The 16,314-nt window shown below is 54.9% G+C and carries 15 protein-coding genes, 1 tRNA gene, 1 other RNA gene and 1 pseudogene; 6 read left to right on the top strand and 12 right to left on the bottom strand.

Annotated elements, in window-relative coordinates:
• The first annotated feature begins 14 nt into the window (after positions 1-14).
• Both IGQ16_RS06420 and IGQ16_RS06415 read left to right on the top strand, forming a co-directional pair.
• Positions 15-515, top strand: coding sequence for a hypothetical protein (locus tag IGQ16_RS06420; RefSeq protein ID WP_200865506.1), 501 nt, complete (start codon positions 15-17; stop codon positions 513-515).
• Positions 516-525: 10 nt separating this feature from the next.
• Positions 526-1,413 carry a hypothetical protein gene (locus IGQ16_RS06415; RefSeq protein ID WP_024123982.1) on the top strand — a complete coding sequence of 296 codons (888 nt, stop codon included), beginning with the start codon at positions 526-528 and terminating at the stop codon, positions 1,411-1,413.
• Between the two features lie 2 nt (positions 1,414-1,415).
• On the opposite strand, the gene nadA is transcribed toward IGQ16_RS06415, so the two are convergent.
• From nadA to ffs, 4 genes are all read right to left on the bottom strand, one after another.
• Entirely contained in the window at positions 1,416-2,375 is a 960-nt protein-coding gene (nadA, locus tag IGQ16_RS06410) for a quinolinate synthase NadA (RefSeq protein ID WP_297041334.1), read from the bottom strand.
• Positions 2,376-2,393: 18 nt separating this feature from the next.
• Positions 2,394-3,938: a C-3',4' desaturase CrtD gene (gene crtD, locus IGQ16_RS06405; RefSeq protein WP_297041332.1), complete on the bottom strand. Its 1,545-nt coding sequence runs from the start codon at positions 3,936-3,938 to the stop codon at positions 2,394-2,396.
• 78 nt (positions 3,939-4,016) lie between these two features.
• Entirely contained in the window at positions 4,017-4,661 is a 645-nt protein-coding gene (gene hisIE, locus IGQ16_RS06400) for a bifunctional phosphoribosyl-AMP cyclohydrolase/phosphoribosyl-ATP diphosphatase HisIE (protein ID WP_024123980.1), read from the bottom strand.
• Between the two features lie 23 nt (positions 4,662-4,684).
• Positions 4,685-4,781, bottom strand: an RNA gene (ffs, locus tag IGQ16_RS06395) — signal recognition particle sRNA small type.
• Between the two features lie 120 nt (positions 4,782-4,901).
• On the opposite strand from ffs, the gene IGQ16_RS06390 reads away from it, so the two are divergent.
• Positions 4,902-5,573 (top strand): PHP domain-containing protein, encoded by a 672-nt coding sequence (locus tag IGQ16_RS06390; RefSeq protein ID WP_024123979.1) that lies wholly within the window; start codon positions 4,902-4,904, stop codon positions 5,571-5,573.
• Positions 5,570-5,809, top strand: a complete 240-nt coding sequence (locus tag IGQ16_RS06385; RefSeq protein WP_024123978.1) for a hypothetical protein — start codon at positions 5,570-5,572, stop codon at positions 5,807-5,809. Before IGQ16_RS06390 ends, IGQ16_RS06385 begins: the two co-directional genes overlap by 4 nt.
• A 120-nt stretch (positions 5,810-5,929) precedes the next feature.
• Here IGQ16_RS06385 and asnB read toward each other — a convergent pair whose 3' ends face one another.
• The 8 genes and pseudogenes from asnB to IGQ16_RS06345 all read right to left on the bottom strand — a co-directional run bounded on the left by asnB (position 5,930) and on the right by IGQ16_RS06345 (position 14,893).
• Positions 5,930-7,927, bottom strand: a complete 1,998-nt coding sequence (gene asnB / locus IGQ16_RS06380) for an asparagine synthase (glutamine-hydrolyzing) (protein ID WP_297060665.1) — start codon at positions 7,925-7,927, stop codon at positions 5,930-5,932.
• Positions 7,928-8,103: 176 nt separating this feature from the next.
• The gene (locus IGQ16_RS06375) at positions 8,104-8,568 is read right to left on the bottom strand and encodes a hypothetical protein (protein WP_297060663.1); all 465 of its coding nucleotides are present in this window, start codon (positions 8,566-8,568) and stop codon (positions 8,104-8,106) included.
• Between the two features lie 268 nt (positions 8,569-8,836).
• Positions 8,837-9,953 (bottom strand): annotated as a pseudogene (locus IGQ16_RS06370) (integrase core domain-containing protein).
• Positions 9,954-10,093: 140 nt separating this feature from the next.
• On the bottom strand, positions 10,094-11,902 hold the full coding sequence (locus IGQ16_RS06365; RefSeq protein ID WP_297060662.1) for a DNA polymerase III subunit gamma/tau: 1,809 nt from the start codon (positions 11,900-11,902) through the stop codon (positions 10,094-10,096).
• Positions 11,903-12,040: 138 nt separating this feature from the next.
• On the bottom strand, positions 12,041-12,301 hold the full coding sequence (locus IGQ16_RS06360) for a TM2 domain-containing protein (protein ID WP_024123975.1): 261 nt from the start codon (positions 12,299-12,301) through the stop codon (positions 12,041-12,043).
• A 129-nt stretch (positions 12,302-12,430) separates the two neighbouring features.
• The gene (gene ndhN, locus IGQ16_RS06355; RefSeq protein WP_024123974.1) at positions 12,431-12,883 is read right to left on the bottom strand and encodes a photosynthetic/respiratory NAD(P)H-quinone oxidoreductase subunit N; all 453 of its coding nucleotides are present in this window, start codon (positions 12,881-12,883) and stop codon (positions 12,431-12,433) included.
• A gap of 69 nt (positions 12,884-12,952) precedes the next feature.
• On the bottom strand, positions 12,953-13,624 hold the full coding sequence (locus IGQ16_RS06350; protein WP_024123973.1) for a DUF1614 domain-containing protein: 672 nt from the start codon (positions 13,622-13,624) through the stop codon (positions 12,953-12,955).
• 30 nt (positions 13,625-13,654) lie between these two features.
• Positions 13,655-14,893, bottom strand: coding sequence for a protein kinase (locus IGQ16_RS06345; protein ID WP_024123972.1), 1,239 nt, complete (start codon positions 14,891-14,893; stop codon positions 13,655-13,657).
• Positions 14,894-15,150: 257 nt separating this feature from the next.
• On the opposite strand from IGQ16_RS06345, the gene IGQ16_RS06340 reads away from it, so the two are divergent.
• Positions 15,151-15,223: transfer RNA gene (locus IGQ16_RS06340), tRNA-Thr, on the top strand.
• 98 nt (positions 15,224-15,321) lie between these two features.
• On the top strand, positions 15,322-16,314 hold a 993-nt coding region (locus tag IGQ16_RS06335; protein WP_297060659.1), incomplete at its 3' end, for a serine/threonine-protein kinase.

Genomic DNA, 16,314 nt, shown 5'->3' with positions numbered 1-16,314 from the left:
TCTTGAGTATTGCCATGGTTCGCTGGCTGAGTGCACTTGTTTTAGCCTTTACGCTTTTGATCACGGGTTGTGCCTCCACCTCCCCCTCGCCCTACGAGCAGGTGCAACAGCAGAGCACCCAGCGCAATGCCCCAGCGGCAGTAAGTCGCCAAGCCACCCAAGGCAGCGAATTTAATCGCTTCTTTCCGCCGGAAGGGAATGGCTTTGAGCGCATCTTTGTCCAAGAGAAAAAGGGCTTTGCCGAGGCTAAGCTGAAAAAAGATGGCAAAGAGTTGGCGATGCTGGCCATCGCCGATACCATTAGCACCCCTGAGGCGGCAGCCAAGTTCCAAAACACCACGATGCAGATTGCCGGCTATCCAGCCGTAGAGGTGGGGACAACGCAAACGGCAATTCTGGTGGCTAACCGCTATCAGGTGAAGGTGCTCTCCCGCGATCCCAGTTTTACCGCCAGCGATCGCAAGGAATGGATTGAAAAATTTGATCTGGCTGGTTTAGCCCAACTTGCCCCCTAAGGAGACAACCGTGAGCGAACCTATCTACAAAATCGTTGATCAACTCCCCACCGGGGGTCTTACTGTTATGGCTCTCAAGTCCTTGGATTTCATCATCCCGGGGCAGTGGCAAAATATCGTTGGTTTTGATAACACGATCCGCCATGTGACGGGGGAAACGGATCCTGCCCTGATCCGCCAAATTGGCGATCGCGCCGTGCAGCTCTTTAATGACAAATCCCAAGGCTATCAGCGGGCACTGTGGCTCTATCAAACCGTGGACAATACCGATGCCCTCCTAGGGGCGGCTGCCCTTGCCAACAAAGTGGGTGAGAAAATTTCATTCTTCGGTTTCCTAGACAAAATCACCCCCAAGCCAGAGCGGGCGCAGTCCCTTGACCTCAGCCTTAAGCTGATTGTAGAAATTCTCGCCTTTTGTCAAATCAATGGCATTCCCGGTGATAGCCTCGGTGACTTCCTGCGGGCCCTTGCCGACTACAGTGGTGAATCCCTCATGCGGATGGCCGCCCTCATCTGCTTTGATGGTCTGATTCCCCTAGGGCCTGACTTTCTCCTCAAATGCTTGGGCACACTGCAAAGCTTGCAACCCAACGACTTGCAGGAAAACCCCACCTTCAAAGCCATTAGTGCTGTGGTGCCGGGGGGCAATCCCAGCGGTCAATTGGGCTTTATTATTCAGAGCTTTAATGCTGTGCAGGGGTGGATGAGCCAATTTGTGAGCAGCCACGAGTTAACGCCGCAAAAGGTGATCAATCGTCTGCAAAGCTTTATTGAACTCTCGAAAGATAACCTCGACTACTTGGGTGCTTTTTTAGACATGAGCACCAACTACTACTACCACACTGGGGTGCAAACCTTGGCGCGGCGCCTGATTGAGCGAGCAGTTGCCGAGATCTAACCTTAGGACATTTCCAGCATGCGTTGGATGGGCTTGAGGGCAGCAAGGCGCACGTCCTCGGGCAGCTGAATTTGGGGCTGGCGATCGCGCATACACAAATAGAGCTTTTCTAGGGTATTCAGACGCATAAAGGGGCACTCGTTACAATTGCAGGTCTGATCCTGAGGCGGTGCAGGAATAAAGGTTTTCTGAGGGTTGCGCCGCTGCATCTGGTGGAGAATCCCCGGCTCGGTGACAACAATAAACGTGTCGCAAGCTTCTGTTTGGGTGTAGTTAAGCAGGGCGGTTGTTGAACCAATGAAATTGGCATGGCGGAGCACCGCCTCTTCGCATTCGGGGTGGGCAATGACCTGAGCGGTGGGGTAGGCAGCCTTGAGTTCGAGGATACGTCGCTCTGAGAAGGTTTCATGGACAATACAACTGCCCTCCCAAAGCACCATTTGCCGACCCGTTTGCGCCATCACGTAGCGGCCAAGGTTGCGATCGGGGGCAAAAATCAAGGGTTGATCCGCCGGCAACTGCTGGACAATTTTCACTGCGTTGGAACTGGTGCAGATGATGTCACTGAGGGCCTTAATTTCGGCAGAGCAGTTGATGTAGGAAATCACCAAATGGTCAGGATACTGCGCCTTAAAAGCAGCAAAGGCGTCTGCAGGGCAACTGTCTGCTAAAGAACAGCCCGCCGCCAAATCGGGCAGCAGCACCAACTTATCGGGGTTGAGGATCTTGGCGGTTTCGGCCATGAAATGCACCCCCGCAAAGACAATGACATCGGCATTGGTACTGGCCGCCTGCCGTGACAGCCCCAAGGAATCACCAATATAATCGGCCACATCTTGAATGGCCGGGTCTTGGTAGTAGTGCGCCAGAATGACTGCATTCAGTTCCCGCTTCCGGTCTTGGATAGCGGCAACCAGATCAAGGGGGAGGGGGGGGTGGGGGGCAGCAAGGGTGGCAAACACAGCGTGTCCGTTTCCTCATCAATTGATTGGCCTCGGTGTTCCTCTATTATAGTGATTTTTACCAAAATTGGTATCACTGGCAACCACCTGTTGGACGAGGGCACGGGCACCGTAGCTGACGCCGGCAGTGCCTTCCCCTGGATGTACAGAATCTCCCACTAACCACAGGTGGGGAATTGGGGTGCGGCTTGCCAAGCCAAAGGGGCCAAAGGTGCTCAGGCGTTGACTAATGCCACCGACAATGCCATCTATCCGTGCCGTGTAGCGCCAGAAGGTGCGGGGAGTGGCTGCTTCGCAGTGGACAATGTGCTCGGGCCGCAGATCAAAGAATTCCCCGAGGCGTTCCAGAGCCGTTTGGGTATATTGTGCCTTGGTGGCGGCGTAGTCTAAGTGGGGCTGCCGCCAGAAATTCGGTTCGGTAAAACTAGAAGCAATCAGGGTGCGATAGCCGTCGGGAGCACGGCCATCCTGGGGCTGACTCACAGAAACAAAGAGGGAGTTGTTTTCGCCAATTGGCCCCTGAGGATCGTAGAGAAATTGCAGGTGCGGTGGACACGCTTCCGGAATGGCGGACTCCTTCACTCCCAGATAGAGGACGAAGGCACCGGCGGCCGGCGGCAGCCTTTTTAAGCGGCGGGCATAGCCAGGGGGAAGGGCATCGCCAAGGAGCTGGGGCAGGTTTTGGGCAGGGACATTGGCCACAATGTGATCGGCGGCAACGCGCTCCAAGGTTTTTGTTTTTAGGTTTTCCACCTGTACGGCGACGGCACGCCCTCCCTCGACTTCAATGTAATGCACCCGATGACGGGTGTAGATTTGGCCGCGATCTCGCCGCAGGGCATTGGCTAGCAAATCACTGAGCACCTGCATACTGCCGTGGAGATGGTAAAGACCGTGGGGCTCCTGGGCAAGGCAGAGAGCGGTGGCACCATAGAGCAATGCCGTTTCACTGGCATCCACTTGGGAGTAGAGCTTGAGCTGGAGATCTAGAAATTGCCGCAGCCGGCGATCGCTCCCCAGACCACAGAGATTCAGCCAATCGGTTACCGTCATCAGACTAAAGGGCACCGTGAGGAGGGTGTCGGGACGCAGGGCTTGCACCAGTTTCCACAGATCAAAGCCATTGCGGGGGGGCAAAATTGGCTGCCGCTGCTGAAATCGCCAACTAATGGCAAATAGTTGTTCAAGGCCTTGCCAAAATCGCTCACTGCCCAGAAAGTGGCGTTGACGTTCTAGTCGCCAGCGATCGCGATCGCGCCAAACATTAATGGGCGTTGTTTCCTGCGGCAGATACACCGCACAGGCGGGGTCACAGGGGGTTGCTGCTGGCAGAGGCATCTCTAATTCAGCCAAAATCTGGGCATGGATCCCCCCCGGCTCTAGACCCGCCACTTGGGTGGCACCCACATCAAAGGTAAAGCCGCGTCGCTGAAAGGTTGAAGCACAGCCCCCTAATTGGGCGGCCTGTTCAAATAGTTGGACGCGGTAGCCCCGTCGTGCCAACAAGGCTGCTGTCGTCAGACCACCAATGCCGCCGCCAATGACGACCACGTGCTTTGCCATTGTTATTCCTAAGTCAGTGAGCAGTACTTAGCACTTTAGCCACGGGCAGCCAGGGCTGACAAGGCAAAAGGCGATCACCTAGCGCCGCCGCAACTGCAGCTGCTCATAGACCTGCCGCAAAGACACCCGATGATAGGCCAAGGCAACAAGGGTGTGGTAAAACAAGTCTGCTACCTCGCTGGCGATCGCCTCTGGATCATCGTCTTTGCAGGCCATGACCACTTCTGCGGTTTCTTCCCCCAGCTTCTTGAGAATTTTGTTATCCCCGGCAGTGAATAGGCTAGACGTGTAGGACTGCAACTGCGGGAAATCCCGCCGCTGGCAAACAATGCTATATACCTGTGAGAGGGTATCGGCGGGAGGGGGCTCAATGTATTCTCCCTTGGCTCCATGGCGGTGAAAACAACTACGCTCGCCTGTGTGGCAGGCAATGTGCCCCACCTGTTCTACAGTGAGCAATAGAGCATCACTATCGCAGTCATAGCGGATACTTTTTACCCACTGCACATGGCCAGAGGTTTCCCCCTTTGGCCACAATTCTTGGCGCGATCGACTCCAAAACCACGTGCGACCCGTCTCAAGGGTTTTCTGTAGCGATTCCCGATTCATCCATGCCAGCATCAAGACGGTTCCGTCCAAATAGTCTTGGACAATAGCTGGCACTAAGCCCCGTTCATCGTAGCGAATCTCGTCCAGGGGGAGGCTAAGGGCAGTGGCGGGCATCAATCGTTGGCAGTTCTCCAGAGGGTGACCCGGAGATCACGCCTATCGCAAGCATCCCGTATTGCTGCTTCCTTCCGGACCTGACAAGGTTTAGGCGTTGCGATCGCATGATTCCGAGCCAACTTGTATCATAGCATACGTCATCCAACCCCATAAATTGCCCTATTAGGAATTTTTATCCCTAGTTTCTTAAAGAAAGTTTATATTAAAAAGGTAACAGCGTAAGATTTGGTAATGCCTATGACCCTTGCTGCACTCATGGTGACGCAGGCTGAGACTCTCCGTGGTCTCTTTCGGACGTTGACGGCAACCAGTTGTCCCTATCGCTATAACTTTCATCTCCACACCATCTGCTCCGATGGACAACTGACACCGCAGCAAGTGGCGCAACAGGCAATGATCCACGGTCTCAAGGGCTTTGCCATTACCGATCACCATGCTTTAGAGGGCTATTTTCAGGCTCGGACATACGTCGAAGCCTATCCAGGGACGGATCGTCCCAAAGTTTACACCGGTATTGAAATTACCGCCCAACTGCTTGACACGGAAGTGCACATCCTGGGCTATGGCTTTGACCCCCATGCCCCAATCCTGCATCGCTATGCCATGGGCAGCGCCCCCGAAGGAGAATGGGCCCAGGCGGAACGGGTGATTGCGGTTCTCCATGAGGCGGGTGGCTTGGCGATTTTGGCGCACCCGGCACGCTATCGGCTGCCTGCGGAACAACTGATTCCTGCTGCGGTGACACGGGGAATTGATGGTGTGGAGACCTACTATTGCTACAGCAACCCCGATCCCTGGGAATCCACGCCAGAAACAACGGCCTTGGTGCATGCCTTGGCGGCAGAGCATCAACTCCTAGAGACCTGTGGCACCGATACCCATGGCCAAAGCATTCTGGTGCGGCGATGACAGGAACTGAACTTCTGATCACCGTGGGGGCGATCGTCATCAGCTGGTTTGTGCTCCGCTGGCTCATCACTGTGCTCAAGGTCACTCTCGGTACGGCGATTAAAATTGCCCTGGTTGTCTTCCTATTGCAAATCTTTTTTGGTATCGGTCCCGATCGCCTAGGGGAGCAGCTACAGCTTCTATGGTCACAAGTTACTCGTTATCTGCCCAGACCTGCTTTGCCATCCTCCCAATAGGAATGACCTGCAGCTGCTGATTCTGGGGGGCGATCGCGAGCCTTTTTGTGATTGCAGTCAGAATCCAGCCGTCCCTATGAAAGTGATCCTTCAATTACCAAGAAGAGAAATCTTGGCATTCTAGGCAGCCAGCCACGCCTCCCACATCAACACATTCCACAAATGGTATGCCCAGTTCCGCCGACCCAAAAGATGCTCCTGCCACTTTTGCCGCACTAGCTCTGGATTGAGAAAAGCTTTGCGCTTGAGGCGCGCTTCCGACAGCAGATCCTCCGCCCACTCCCGCAGCGGGCCGCGCAGCCATTGATCCAGCGGCACGCCGAACCCCATCTTAGGTCGCTCGATCAATTCCTTGGGCACGTATTGGTAGAGCACCTGGCGCAGCAGCCACTTGGACTGCCCCTCCCTAATCTTGAAGTGATAGGGCAGCCGCCAAGTAAATTCCACCACGCGGTGATCCAGGAGCGGCACGCGGGTTTCCAGGCTCACCCCCATCGCCGCGCGATCCACCTTGACCAGAATGTCATCCGGCAGATAGCTGAGCTGATCGAGGAACATCATCACTTCCTCGAAGGGCCGCTGGCCCTGGGCCAGGCTCGCCGGCCACGCATCGCGGCGGGAAAGAATCGTCTCGGGCTCCGTGCAACCGATGACCAACTCCTCCGCCGGATGCTGCCAGTGGGAGACCAGATAGCAATACACCGCCTCCAGGGAATCGAGCGCCAGCAACTCGGCGAGCTTGTGCATCTTGTCGCCGGCGAGCTTTACCCTAAGCCGGCGCGGCAGCAGCGGGCCCAGCAACCGAAACACGCGATTCCACGCGGCGGGTGAGGGCCCGGTCAAAGCTGCCGCCAACGCCCGGCGCAGCGGCATGGGTACCACACCCAGCCGCTTCCACAGCGCGCGCGTCCAGAAATAGCGGGTGTACCCCCCAAAGAGTTCGTCGCCGCCATCGCCCGAGAGGCTCACCGTCACCTGCCGGCGCGCGAGCCCAGCTACCAGAAAGGTAGGAATCTGGGACGAATCGGCGAAGGGCTCGTCGTAGAGCGCGGGCAGCCGGGGAATGACCGCCATCGCGTCGTCCGGTGTCACATAGAGATCGGTATGCGCCGTGCCCAGATGCCGCGCCACGGCCTTGGCGTGCTCGGCCTCATTGTAGTCGCCCTCGTGAAAACCGATGGTGAAGGTCTGCACCGGCCGCGCAGATTGCGCCTGCATCAGCGCCACCACGGTGGAAGAATCCACCCCGCCCGACAAAAACGCCCCCAGGGGCACATCGGCCACCATTTGCCCAGCGATGGCTTGCCTGAGCAGGCGTTCGAGTTCCCGGGCGGCCTCCGCTTCCGTACACGCAAGCGGCTCTCTGAACCCCGCCTCTGCCACCTCGCGCACCGACCAATAGGCTTTGATCTCCCCTTTCCCGGCAGGAGAGGCGCCGGGGCTGAGGGACTGCTCCCCAAACTGCACAAAGCAACCCGGGGGCAGCTTCCAAATGTTTTCGTAGATGCTCCACGGTGCGGGTATGTAGTCGTACCGCATGAAAAGCGCTAGCGCCTGGCGCTCGATAGCATTGTCAAACCCTGGATATGCCCGCAATGCCTTGAGCTCGGAGCCAAATACTAGTGTGCCGTGCACCCAGCCATAGTAGAGCGGTTTTTCACCCATGCGATCGCGCGCCAGTGTGAGCATACGCCTTTTCCGATCCCAGAGGGCGATGGCGAACATCCCCACGACGCGCTCGAGGGTCTTTTCAATACCCCAAGCTTCAAATGCCGCGAGCAATGTCTCCGTATCGGAATGGCCGCGCCATGGGGGAACCATCCCGGTAGGGTTGACTTTGGTAAGCTTTTCGCGCAACTCGAGATAGTTGTAGATCTCGCCGTTGAAGACGATCACGTACCGTCCAGAGGCCGACACCATGGGCTGGTGGCCAGCAGGAGATAGATCGAGGATAGCGAGCCGACGGTGACCCAGTGCAATGCCCACTTCTGCATCTACCCATACTCCCGCATCATCCGGCCCGCGGTGGATGAGAGTATCGGCCATGCGTTGCACAGTGGCGCGAGCATCATCACCAGGGCAACCGCCAAACTGCCAGAAACCAGTTAAACCGCACATAGCTCAGCTCTGCACCAATTGTTTATAGAGTCTATAGACGTAGTCATTGCATCCCGAACCGACAATATCCGAAAACCTTCCCTAGCGTGCGAAAATCGGAACTGGTGTAAAGTTAGCCCGATCATTCGGGCAGACACTTCATCGGGCCTGATGGACTCATAGGGCCAGCCACCCAGTCAATCATGGACGTCGTGGTAGTAATTCATTGCGCGATTACCACGATAGGGGGTCACATAGTCTGCAAACCGCCGGCCAGTTAACCGAAGGCCAAGGCGCAAAAGGGTCACATACACCCATCGCATCTGAGCCTGAGCCGCAGGAGAAGCCTGCGCGTACCAGTACAATTGTTTTCCCAACTGTTTTCCCAACGCCAGAACAGCTCCATCCAGATGCGCCGATAAAGTGCCAACACAAGGAGACCCTCGGGTGTCACCATCCGCGCGGCACAAGCCAAAGCGCGGTCGAGCTCGCCGGTGTGGTGCAGTCCCCCAGGAATAAACCACATCGAAAGTTCCCCATTTGGTGGGTGCGAGCTTGAAGATACTTTCTTGCTTGATGCGGTAAGCGCCGCCGGACACAAAATGAGAAAGCACAGCATGGGTGGTTGCCACCGAATCGGCGTTGCTGTTCACCGCCACCACCTCCCGCGCCCCAAGTCGAAGGGCCGCGAGATTGTGCAGATCTGAACCACCTCCGATATTGAGAAAGCGCTTGCCATCAAGCCCCTCTCCACCCAGAAGCTACAAAAGCCCCGCTTCCGTCTCACGCACTTCAACCTCTGTGATCTTCCAGCCAGTTGCGCCCGAAGGCAAGGTGAGCCTCCGCTTGGGTTAGTTTTTTGGGGGTCATTAGTCTCATTTCCTGTAAAGAGTTCCCTCAATAAGTTGTTCCGCGAGCAAATGCTCGCGGTCAGTCAGTTGTGCTCATTATAGCTATTCCAATAAATAATGAGACATTACGCAGCACAATAATTGCGAATTGCCTCATCAATAGAACCGTTGCAGCCTGCATCCATCCGCGCTCGCTGCAGCGCAGGTCAAGACCCGGGACATGACCTACCTTTGAAACAACAACTCTGGTCGCTCCATTGGCCATGTTCAGAGTTTCTCGATGGGTGTCATGTGGTCCCAAGCGCGTTGGGGAATTCGGTGATTGTGCGTCCAAAGGTAGCCTGTGAGCGTCTCTTGCAGATCAGCGGCGGAGACAAACGCTCAGCGCCCAGAATCTCGGCAATGCGACCGTTGAGGCGCTCGACGATGCCATTGGTTGGCGGGTGGCGAGGTTGGATGAGCCGATACTCAATTCTCTTGTTCGCACAGAGCTGATCGAACAGATGGCGTCCGGTGGGTTGGCGATCGCCCGTGGTGCAGAAGCGATCGGTGAACTCCTTGCCGGTATCTGTAAGAAGAGTATGTACCACAAAGGGGGTGTTGGCAAGCACGTGCGCAAAAAAGTGCGTGGCAGATTCAGCGTTCTTATCCTCGTGGATTGCCAGATAGAGCCAACGCGTTGCCCAGTCAATTGCGACGCAGAGGTCAGGGCGCCTCTCCTCTTCAGACATTGCGGCAGGTACTTGAGTCGATGTGAATGAACCCTGGCTCGTCGTCTTTGAACTGCCGCGTGGTCGTTTTGTCCCCCCTTCTGCGCTTGCCGGCTTCTTTTGCAGTGCGCGCAGGTTCGAGACCCTGTGGCAGCGCAGACAGGGATCTAGGGGATCTAGCGCCGAGCAGCTAAGGTTGGAGTTGAGGAAGGTTCAGGCAAGAACCAGCAGGTCATCAAGGGGCAGCCAAAGGAACTTACGCACCTCAACGATCACGAGCTCTTGCGCTGCAGTAAGCATAGTGTTCAAGCGATGAGGGCGGGTGCGCTTGTCTGCGACACTCCCGCGCTTTCGTCATTTCGCGACCGTATGGCGGTGGATACCGTAGCGTCTGGCAAGCTCGCGGTGACTTACCGAAGCTGGCGCTTGTTGGGCCTCACGGCGAATCCGAGGTGTGGTTCGGGCATTAGCGTGAATCCGAGGCATGGCTACGCTCCTTCCTTGGATGCTTTCTGGCCTGGTAACAAGCGTTCGAAGAGCCGGTATGCTTCGAGGGGTTGAGCACGACTTCTGGGAATCTTCTGGGAATATAATATGCGGGGCCGAAAACTAGACCCTCAGAGGCCTTAAAACTCCAGCTCCTCCTCTTCAGAGGCTTCAGCAATTGGGGTGTCTGGACTTTCGCCCTCATCGGGTAGGCGAATAACCACACCGTTAAAGAATCGTGCCAGTTTTTCGGCAGATTCACGCACAGGATCGGCAGCAGTGGTGAGAGGTGGTGGGGGTGGAATAGGGGTTGGTTCTTCAGGGGGGGGTGGAGCTTCTCTTGGCTGCAGGGGGATGACGACAGAGGATTGCGGCGGCTCCTTAGCTTTTGGTGCAGGTGTGGTTTTGTGGGGCAGCGGCGCAACCTCAAGGACGACTTTGGTGCGGCGGCCTAAAACTTGGGAAAAGGCAGCTTCAATTTTGGCTTGGTTATTTTTCGTCAGATTTAACAGGGTTTGGTTGACAATACCAATCTGTACCTCGCGATCGTCCAAGTGCCGTAGGTGGCCATGTTGTGAAAGCAGCGCATAGGTACTCATTTGCATCTGCTGCAAGACCTGTAGTGCCTGTTGCCACACCTGTTCGGGATTGGCTACGGGTTCAGGAGATGCCGCTGGTTCAGGTGCCGCAGCAGCGGTTTCTTTAATTTGCAGGTGTTTAACTGACAATTCCGAGTTCTGAGGGAGGGGTTCTGCGGGCTTGGCGGCAACAGCAACTTCGGGTTTAATCCTAGGGGGTGCCCCAGTGGTTGGTTGTGGACTGGCAGCAGGCATTACCGCAGCTGGGGGCGGTTGGGGAACCCTCTCCGTCATCAGTCCTAAAATGCTAATTTCCAGCCAGAGGCGGGGTTGATTGCTCTGTTTGATTTGGCTTTCACAGGTGCGCAGGTGTTGTTGGGCGTGTAGAATCTCCTCAACTGACCATGCCTCAGCAAGGGCAATCAAGGCCTGCCAAGTTTCTGCGGTGAGGGCTACCAAGTCCTGCCGTTGAGGGACAGTTTTTGCCAAGAGCAAATCACGATAGAGGCTGGCCAGATTTTGCAGAATTGTCAGCGGATCGCGACCCCGCTCCAGTAATTGGCGGGTCTGCTCGAGAACTGCCACTGCATCCCGACGGGCGATCGCCCCCAACAATTGCCGCAGATCTTGTTCTGGCACCGCTCCGACCAGTTGCCATACGTGTTCTACCGTGATCCGTTCAGGATATAAGCTCAACTGATCCAGCAAGCTTTCAGCATCCCGCAGTCCCCCTTGGGCTAATTGGGCCACAAGGGTCAAGGCTTCAGGCGCAATCTCAATTTGCTCTTTATCAGCAATGTCCTGAAGGTGGGCAACCATCTCCCCTAGGGGAATCCGCCGAAAATCAAAGCGCTGGCAGCGGGAAATAATGGTGGGCAGCACTCGCTGTGGATCCGTTGTCGCTAGGATGAAGACCACATGGGGCGGCGGCTCCTCTAGGGTTTTGAGGAGGGCATTGAAGGCCGACACACTCAGCATGTGACATTCGTCAATCACATAAACCTTGTAGCGACACTGCACTGGGGCAAATTGTGCCTTCTCAATCAGTTCGCGGATATTGTCCACCCCAGTGTGGCTGGCTGCATCAATTTCAATGACATCCAAACTGGTGCCATTAGCGACCTGCCGACAGACTTCGCACTGGCCACAGGGGTCAGGAGTTGGTTTCCGACTCTTCAGGCAGTTGAGGGACTTTGCCAAAATACGGGCACTAGAGGTTTTGCCTGTGCCACGGGGACCGCAAAAGAGATAGGCGGGTGCAATGCGCTCCTTGAGCAAAGCCTGGGTGAGGGTGGTGGCGATCGCCCCCTGACCCACCAGATCTGCAAAGCGTTGGGGGCGGTATTTGTGATGCAGGGGTTCGTAGGTCACCGCTGGGCTGCAATGGATAGGCCAAAGAAATCCTGTGGTTAACTTCCTGAACTTAAAGCTTTAAACTTGAGTGTGCGCCTGTTATTCTAGCAGGCCAGCAATTGCCGCCATCTCCCCGGATGGAATAAATCCTAGACCTTAGAACCAGCCCTTTTTGGCAGCGATGTAGGTATTGTAAAACTCCTGGTCACTTTTGCTGAGGTACATAATTCCCTCAATTAAGCCAATAATACCCATGACAGGGGCGGCCAAGCCGCAGGTCAACAAGCTCACCAGCAACATGATCAAGCCCTCGGTATTGTAACCAAGGACAAATTTGTGAATGCCAAGGGTACCCAAGAGGATACCACAGATGCCAGCGGCAAGTTTTTTCCCTGAGATGTCGGAATTTGAAGTCATCGTCCCTTTCCCAATGGTTATTTCTGATACAGGGAGACTAAGCCCCTCTGGCCTATATCCTTCAGGGTTGAAGGAAGACTGTCAAGGGGCAAGTAGGCAGTTTGTGGATTGACGCAGAAGTGTTAGACCCTAGGCAGCAGCAACCCAATCCGCAAGGGGTTCCCAGCGCACAACGCGATCGCCCCCCACTTCCACTACCACTTTGAACTTCGGTAGGGTTTGGGTCAACTGTGCCAAGTAGGCAAATTCTTGCCTTGAGAGCCGCTTACCATCAATCAGCCAGAGCACCAGTCCCTTAGCATTGGGGGGTAGGTTTTGCAAATGGTACGTCACTAAGGGCGGCTGAAAATAAACGCGAATGTCTTCTTTGCCCGTGTGAGCCGGACGAATTCCGTGCTCTTGGGTCAGGTAGGCTGCTAAATCCCCCAAGCCCGGTGCGCTCATGGGCAAAGTGGTATAGCCCTTGGAACGCAGTCGCCGTTGATAGCGACCCTCAAAACCGCCCTCTGGGGGAACAAAGAGTGCCAATGCCCCAGCGGATTCTAAATCTTTGACAAATTGATAGCCAGCCAGCAGACCCATAGATTTTTTCTCAGAGGTTTTAGCACTTCATCCAGCACTTTATCATGGTTATTCTTACTGCGGGTATGCCTAAGTCAATAGCAGTGCAAATAACCCACATAAGGCAATGCCATCAAAGACACCCGCACCACCAATACTGAGCACCCCCGCCGACATGCGCTCAATTTCCCGCAGGTGTAGTAAATCGGCACCAATGAGCGTTCCCAGCACGCCCCCGGCAAAGGCAATAGGTGCCGCCGCTATGCCCCCAGAAATCAAAATGGCCGTCATTGCTGCTGTTAGGGGGGCAACCAAGGCATTCATTTGAATCCCAATACCAGGTACCACTTGGGCAGAATAGTAGCTCACCACAGCCACGATCAAGGTCACCAAAAGAATCGCTAAGGGACTCACACGGGTAAATTGATAGAGTGCCAGCAGTGTGGGGATTAGGCCACCGCCCACATTCAGCGCCACAATAGTTTTTTGCTGAATTTTGCGCAGGGGAATTCCCCAAAACCGACTTAACCAGAGTTCTTCAAAATCGGGAACAATCGCCACCGTAGAGACCCGCTCGTAGAGGGGAATGTTAATTGTACTGCCGAGAATCACCATCAGCAGTAAGACCGAGGCGGCAGTCGGTGAAAAGCCCAACTTGGCAACGGCCACCTGTACGGCATCGAAGGCGATCGCCAGCCACAGAAACGGCAGCGACAGGATCAGCAGCACAAAAAGTAGGGCAGTAACAGGCAGGTAAATCATAGAAACCTACAACTCGTTCAAACTGGAGCATCAAACTTTGGACCATTCTTGGGAGAGTTCTGCCAGGGTCCGCCTAAGCGCTTTGGCCAAAGCAATAGCAGAAGGATAGCGCTCAGATATCAAAGGTGCGGTGGCGCGGTGGATCACCTCCTTCAAAGGATCGGGAATTTCTGGGCGATCCGATACATCAAGCCGATGGTAGCCCTGACAGTGATGATAGAAGCGAATTGGATTATCTCCCAAAAGTAGAAAAGCTAAGGTTGCGCCCACTGCAAACAGATCGGACTGAATGGTGGGTTTGCCCATCATCTGTTCCGGGGCGCTGTAGCCCTCCACAGCAACGCGGCTGGGGGAATGCCCCAGTTCTTTGACCGCCCCAAAGTCAATCAAAACAATTTGGTTATCCCGCGATCGCACCAACAGGTTACTAGGTTTCAAGTCACGGTGAATCACTGGTGGATCCTGATTGTGCAAGTAGTCTAAGACACCACAGGTTTGAATCATCCACTGCACCGCCTGAGGAATCAGCACCGGGCCATTGCGCAGTACCCAGCGCTCTAGGTCAATGCCATGAATGAGTTCCATGACCAAATAGCTTTTCCCATCTTCCACAAAAAAATCATAGAAGCGGGGAATCCCTGCATGGTCAAGGAGTTGCAGGATACGAGCTTCCCGCTCAAAAAGTTCCTGTGCCTTCTCATTATCCGCCATCTCAGACCGCAGTTCCTTGAGAACCCGCACCTCTGGAACCTTGCCAGTCCATTCCCCAGGGGGGTGAGCTTCACAGGCCAAGTAGGTCCTGCCAATCCCGCCTTGGCCTAAAAGGCGCAGGATGTGATAGTTGCGTACGGTGTGCTGCACATTGAGGGGTTGACCGCAGTGAATGCAAAACAGATTCCCGGGCATATTACCGGCATGGGTACACTCACCAAGGGTGGGGGCACTGCGGCGAAAGGTTTGCTCATGGAATTCCAGAATTGGGCCTGTGGGTCCTAGCTGGATGAGGCTGCCACTGGCAAGTTTGCTCTCATCAACAAGGCGACCATCGACAAACGTACCGATCGCCCCCAAACTTTTGAGAAACCAACGATCGAGATTCTCTGGATCCCGGTAGCAAGAGAGTTCCGCGTGATAGCGGCTAACGAGAATATCGTTGAGAATCACATCATTGTCTGCAGCGCGACCAATGCGGATGGTTGTTTTTATGGGAAAACGCCAGGTTCTAACCGGAGTGCGTTTCCAAGCGTCCAACAGGTGCAGGATAATCACGGTGGTGCAACTGCCACAGCAAGCTAATCAAAACTTAGATCATTTTCTAGGCGTTGCCGATGGCTGCTGGGGTTTGCAATGAATCATTAACAACTCAAGCCCGATTGCTGCGATCTTCAACTTGGCATCCCCTTAGCAGGCCGCCTTGGCCTTGAATCTTTTCGGCGCTGGGACTGCGCAATGCCCAAAAAAGATTGATAGGTAAGGTTCCCCACTGTTGCTAAGACGTTGCTAAGACGTAGTATGCTAGAAATAGTGCTGGTGTAGCTCAGTTGGTAGAGCAACTGACTTGTAATCAGTAGGTCGTCGGTTCGAGTCCGACCATCAGCTTGTCAAGAGGTTACTATTCCTAAAAAGTCTTGCCCTGTGCAAGGGTGGCAGATATTCTGGGGGCAGTATTATAGAGGAAACCTTGCATCAGCAGGTCCATGTTGGCTTATTGTACTCGTCCCCATTGCCCGCGTCCGCAAAATGCTCTTCCCGAATTGGATCAACCTAACCAGAGCTACAGTCGCATTCGTGACCGATTTTGCATCACCTGTGGCATGCCCCTCATTTTGCGGGGTCGGTATGTGGCAGAGCGGGTTTTGGGGCGGGGGGGCTTTGGGGCTGCCTACTTAGCACGGGACTTGGATACGCCAGGGTGGCGATACTGTGTTATTAAACAATTTTTGCCCAACGTCTCAGACCCCCACAGCTTGCAAAAGGCTCAAGAACTCTTTGAGCGGGAGGCAAAAGTTCTCGAAGAACTGGGTCAACATGCTCAAATTCCTGATTTACTGGCGTTTTTTCGCGAGGAAGTCCCCAGCTTTAACGGCTCCGGTGAAGAAAGCTACTTTTACTTGGTTCAGGAGTTTATTGATGGTGAAACCCTAGAAGACGAGTTGGCGCAGCAGGGCTGCTTTAGCGAAGAGCAGGTACGACAAGTGCTGCGGGAGCTGCTGCCTGTCCTGCAATATGTCCATGAGCGCGGCTCTATTCACCGCGATATCAAGCTCTCGAATATCATGCGCCAGCACCCCAGTAAAACCAAGTTTCCCGGTCAAGGGCGGCTCTACTTGCTGGATTTTGGGGCGGTGAAACAAGTTTCCCAAACGTCTATCCAAAGCCGCAGTACCGGTATTTATACAGCTCACTATGCGCCTCCAGAACAGATACGGGGTGAACGGGTCTTTCCTAACTCAGACCTGTATGCTTTGGCGGTCACTTGTATTGTGCTGCTAACGGGCAAAGACCCCGAAGAGCTATTTGATGCCTATAACAACCGCTGGAATTGGCACTCCTATGTTCCCTCTGTCAGTCAGCAGCTCCAGCACATTCTAGACCGCATGTTGCAGCCGGCGCCGAGCGATCGCTACCAATCGGCGGCAGAGGTCTTAGCAGACTTAAATGCTTCGCCTACCCCCGCCCCAGCACCCCCC

Source organism: Thermosynechococcus sp. M3746_W2019_013, from assembly GCF_015296045.1.
Lineage (GTDB): Bacteria > Cyanobacteriota > Cyanobacteriia > Thermosynechococcales > Thermosynechococcaceae > Thermosynechococcus.
This window is presented reverse-complemented; position numbering and strand designations above follow the sequence as displayed.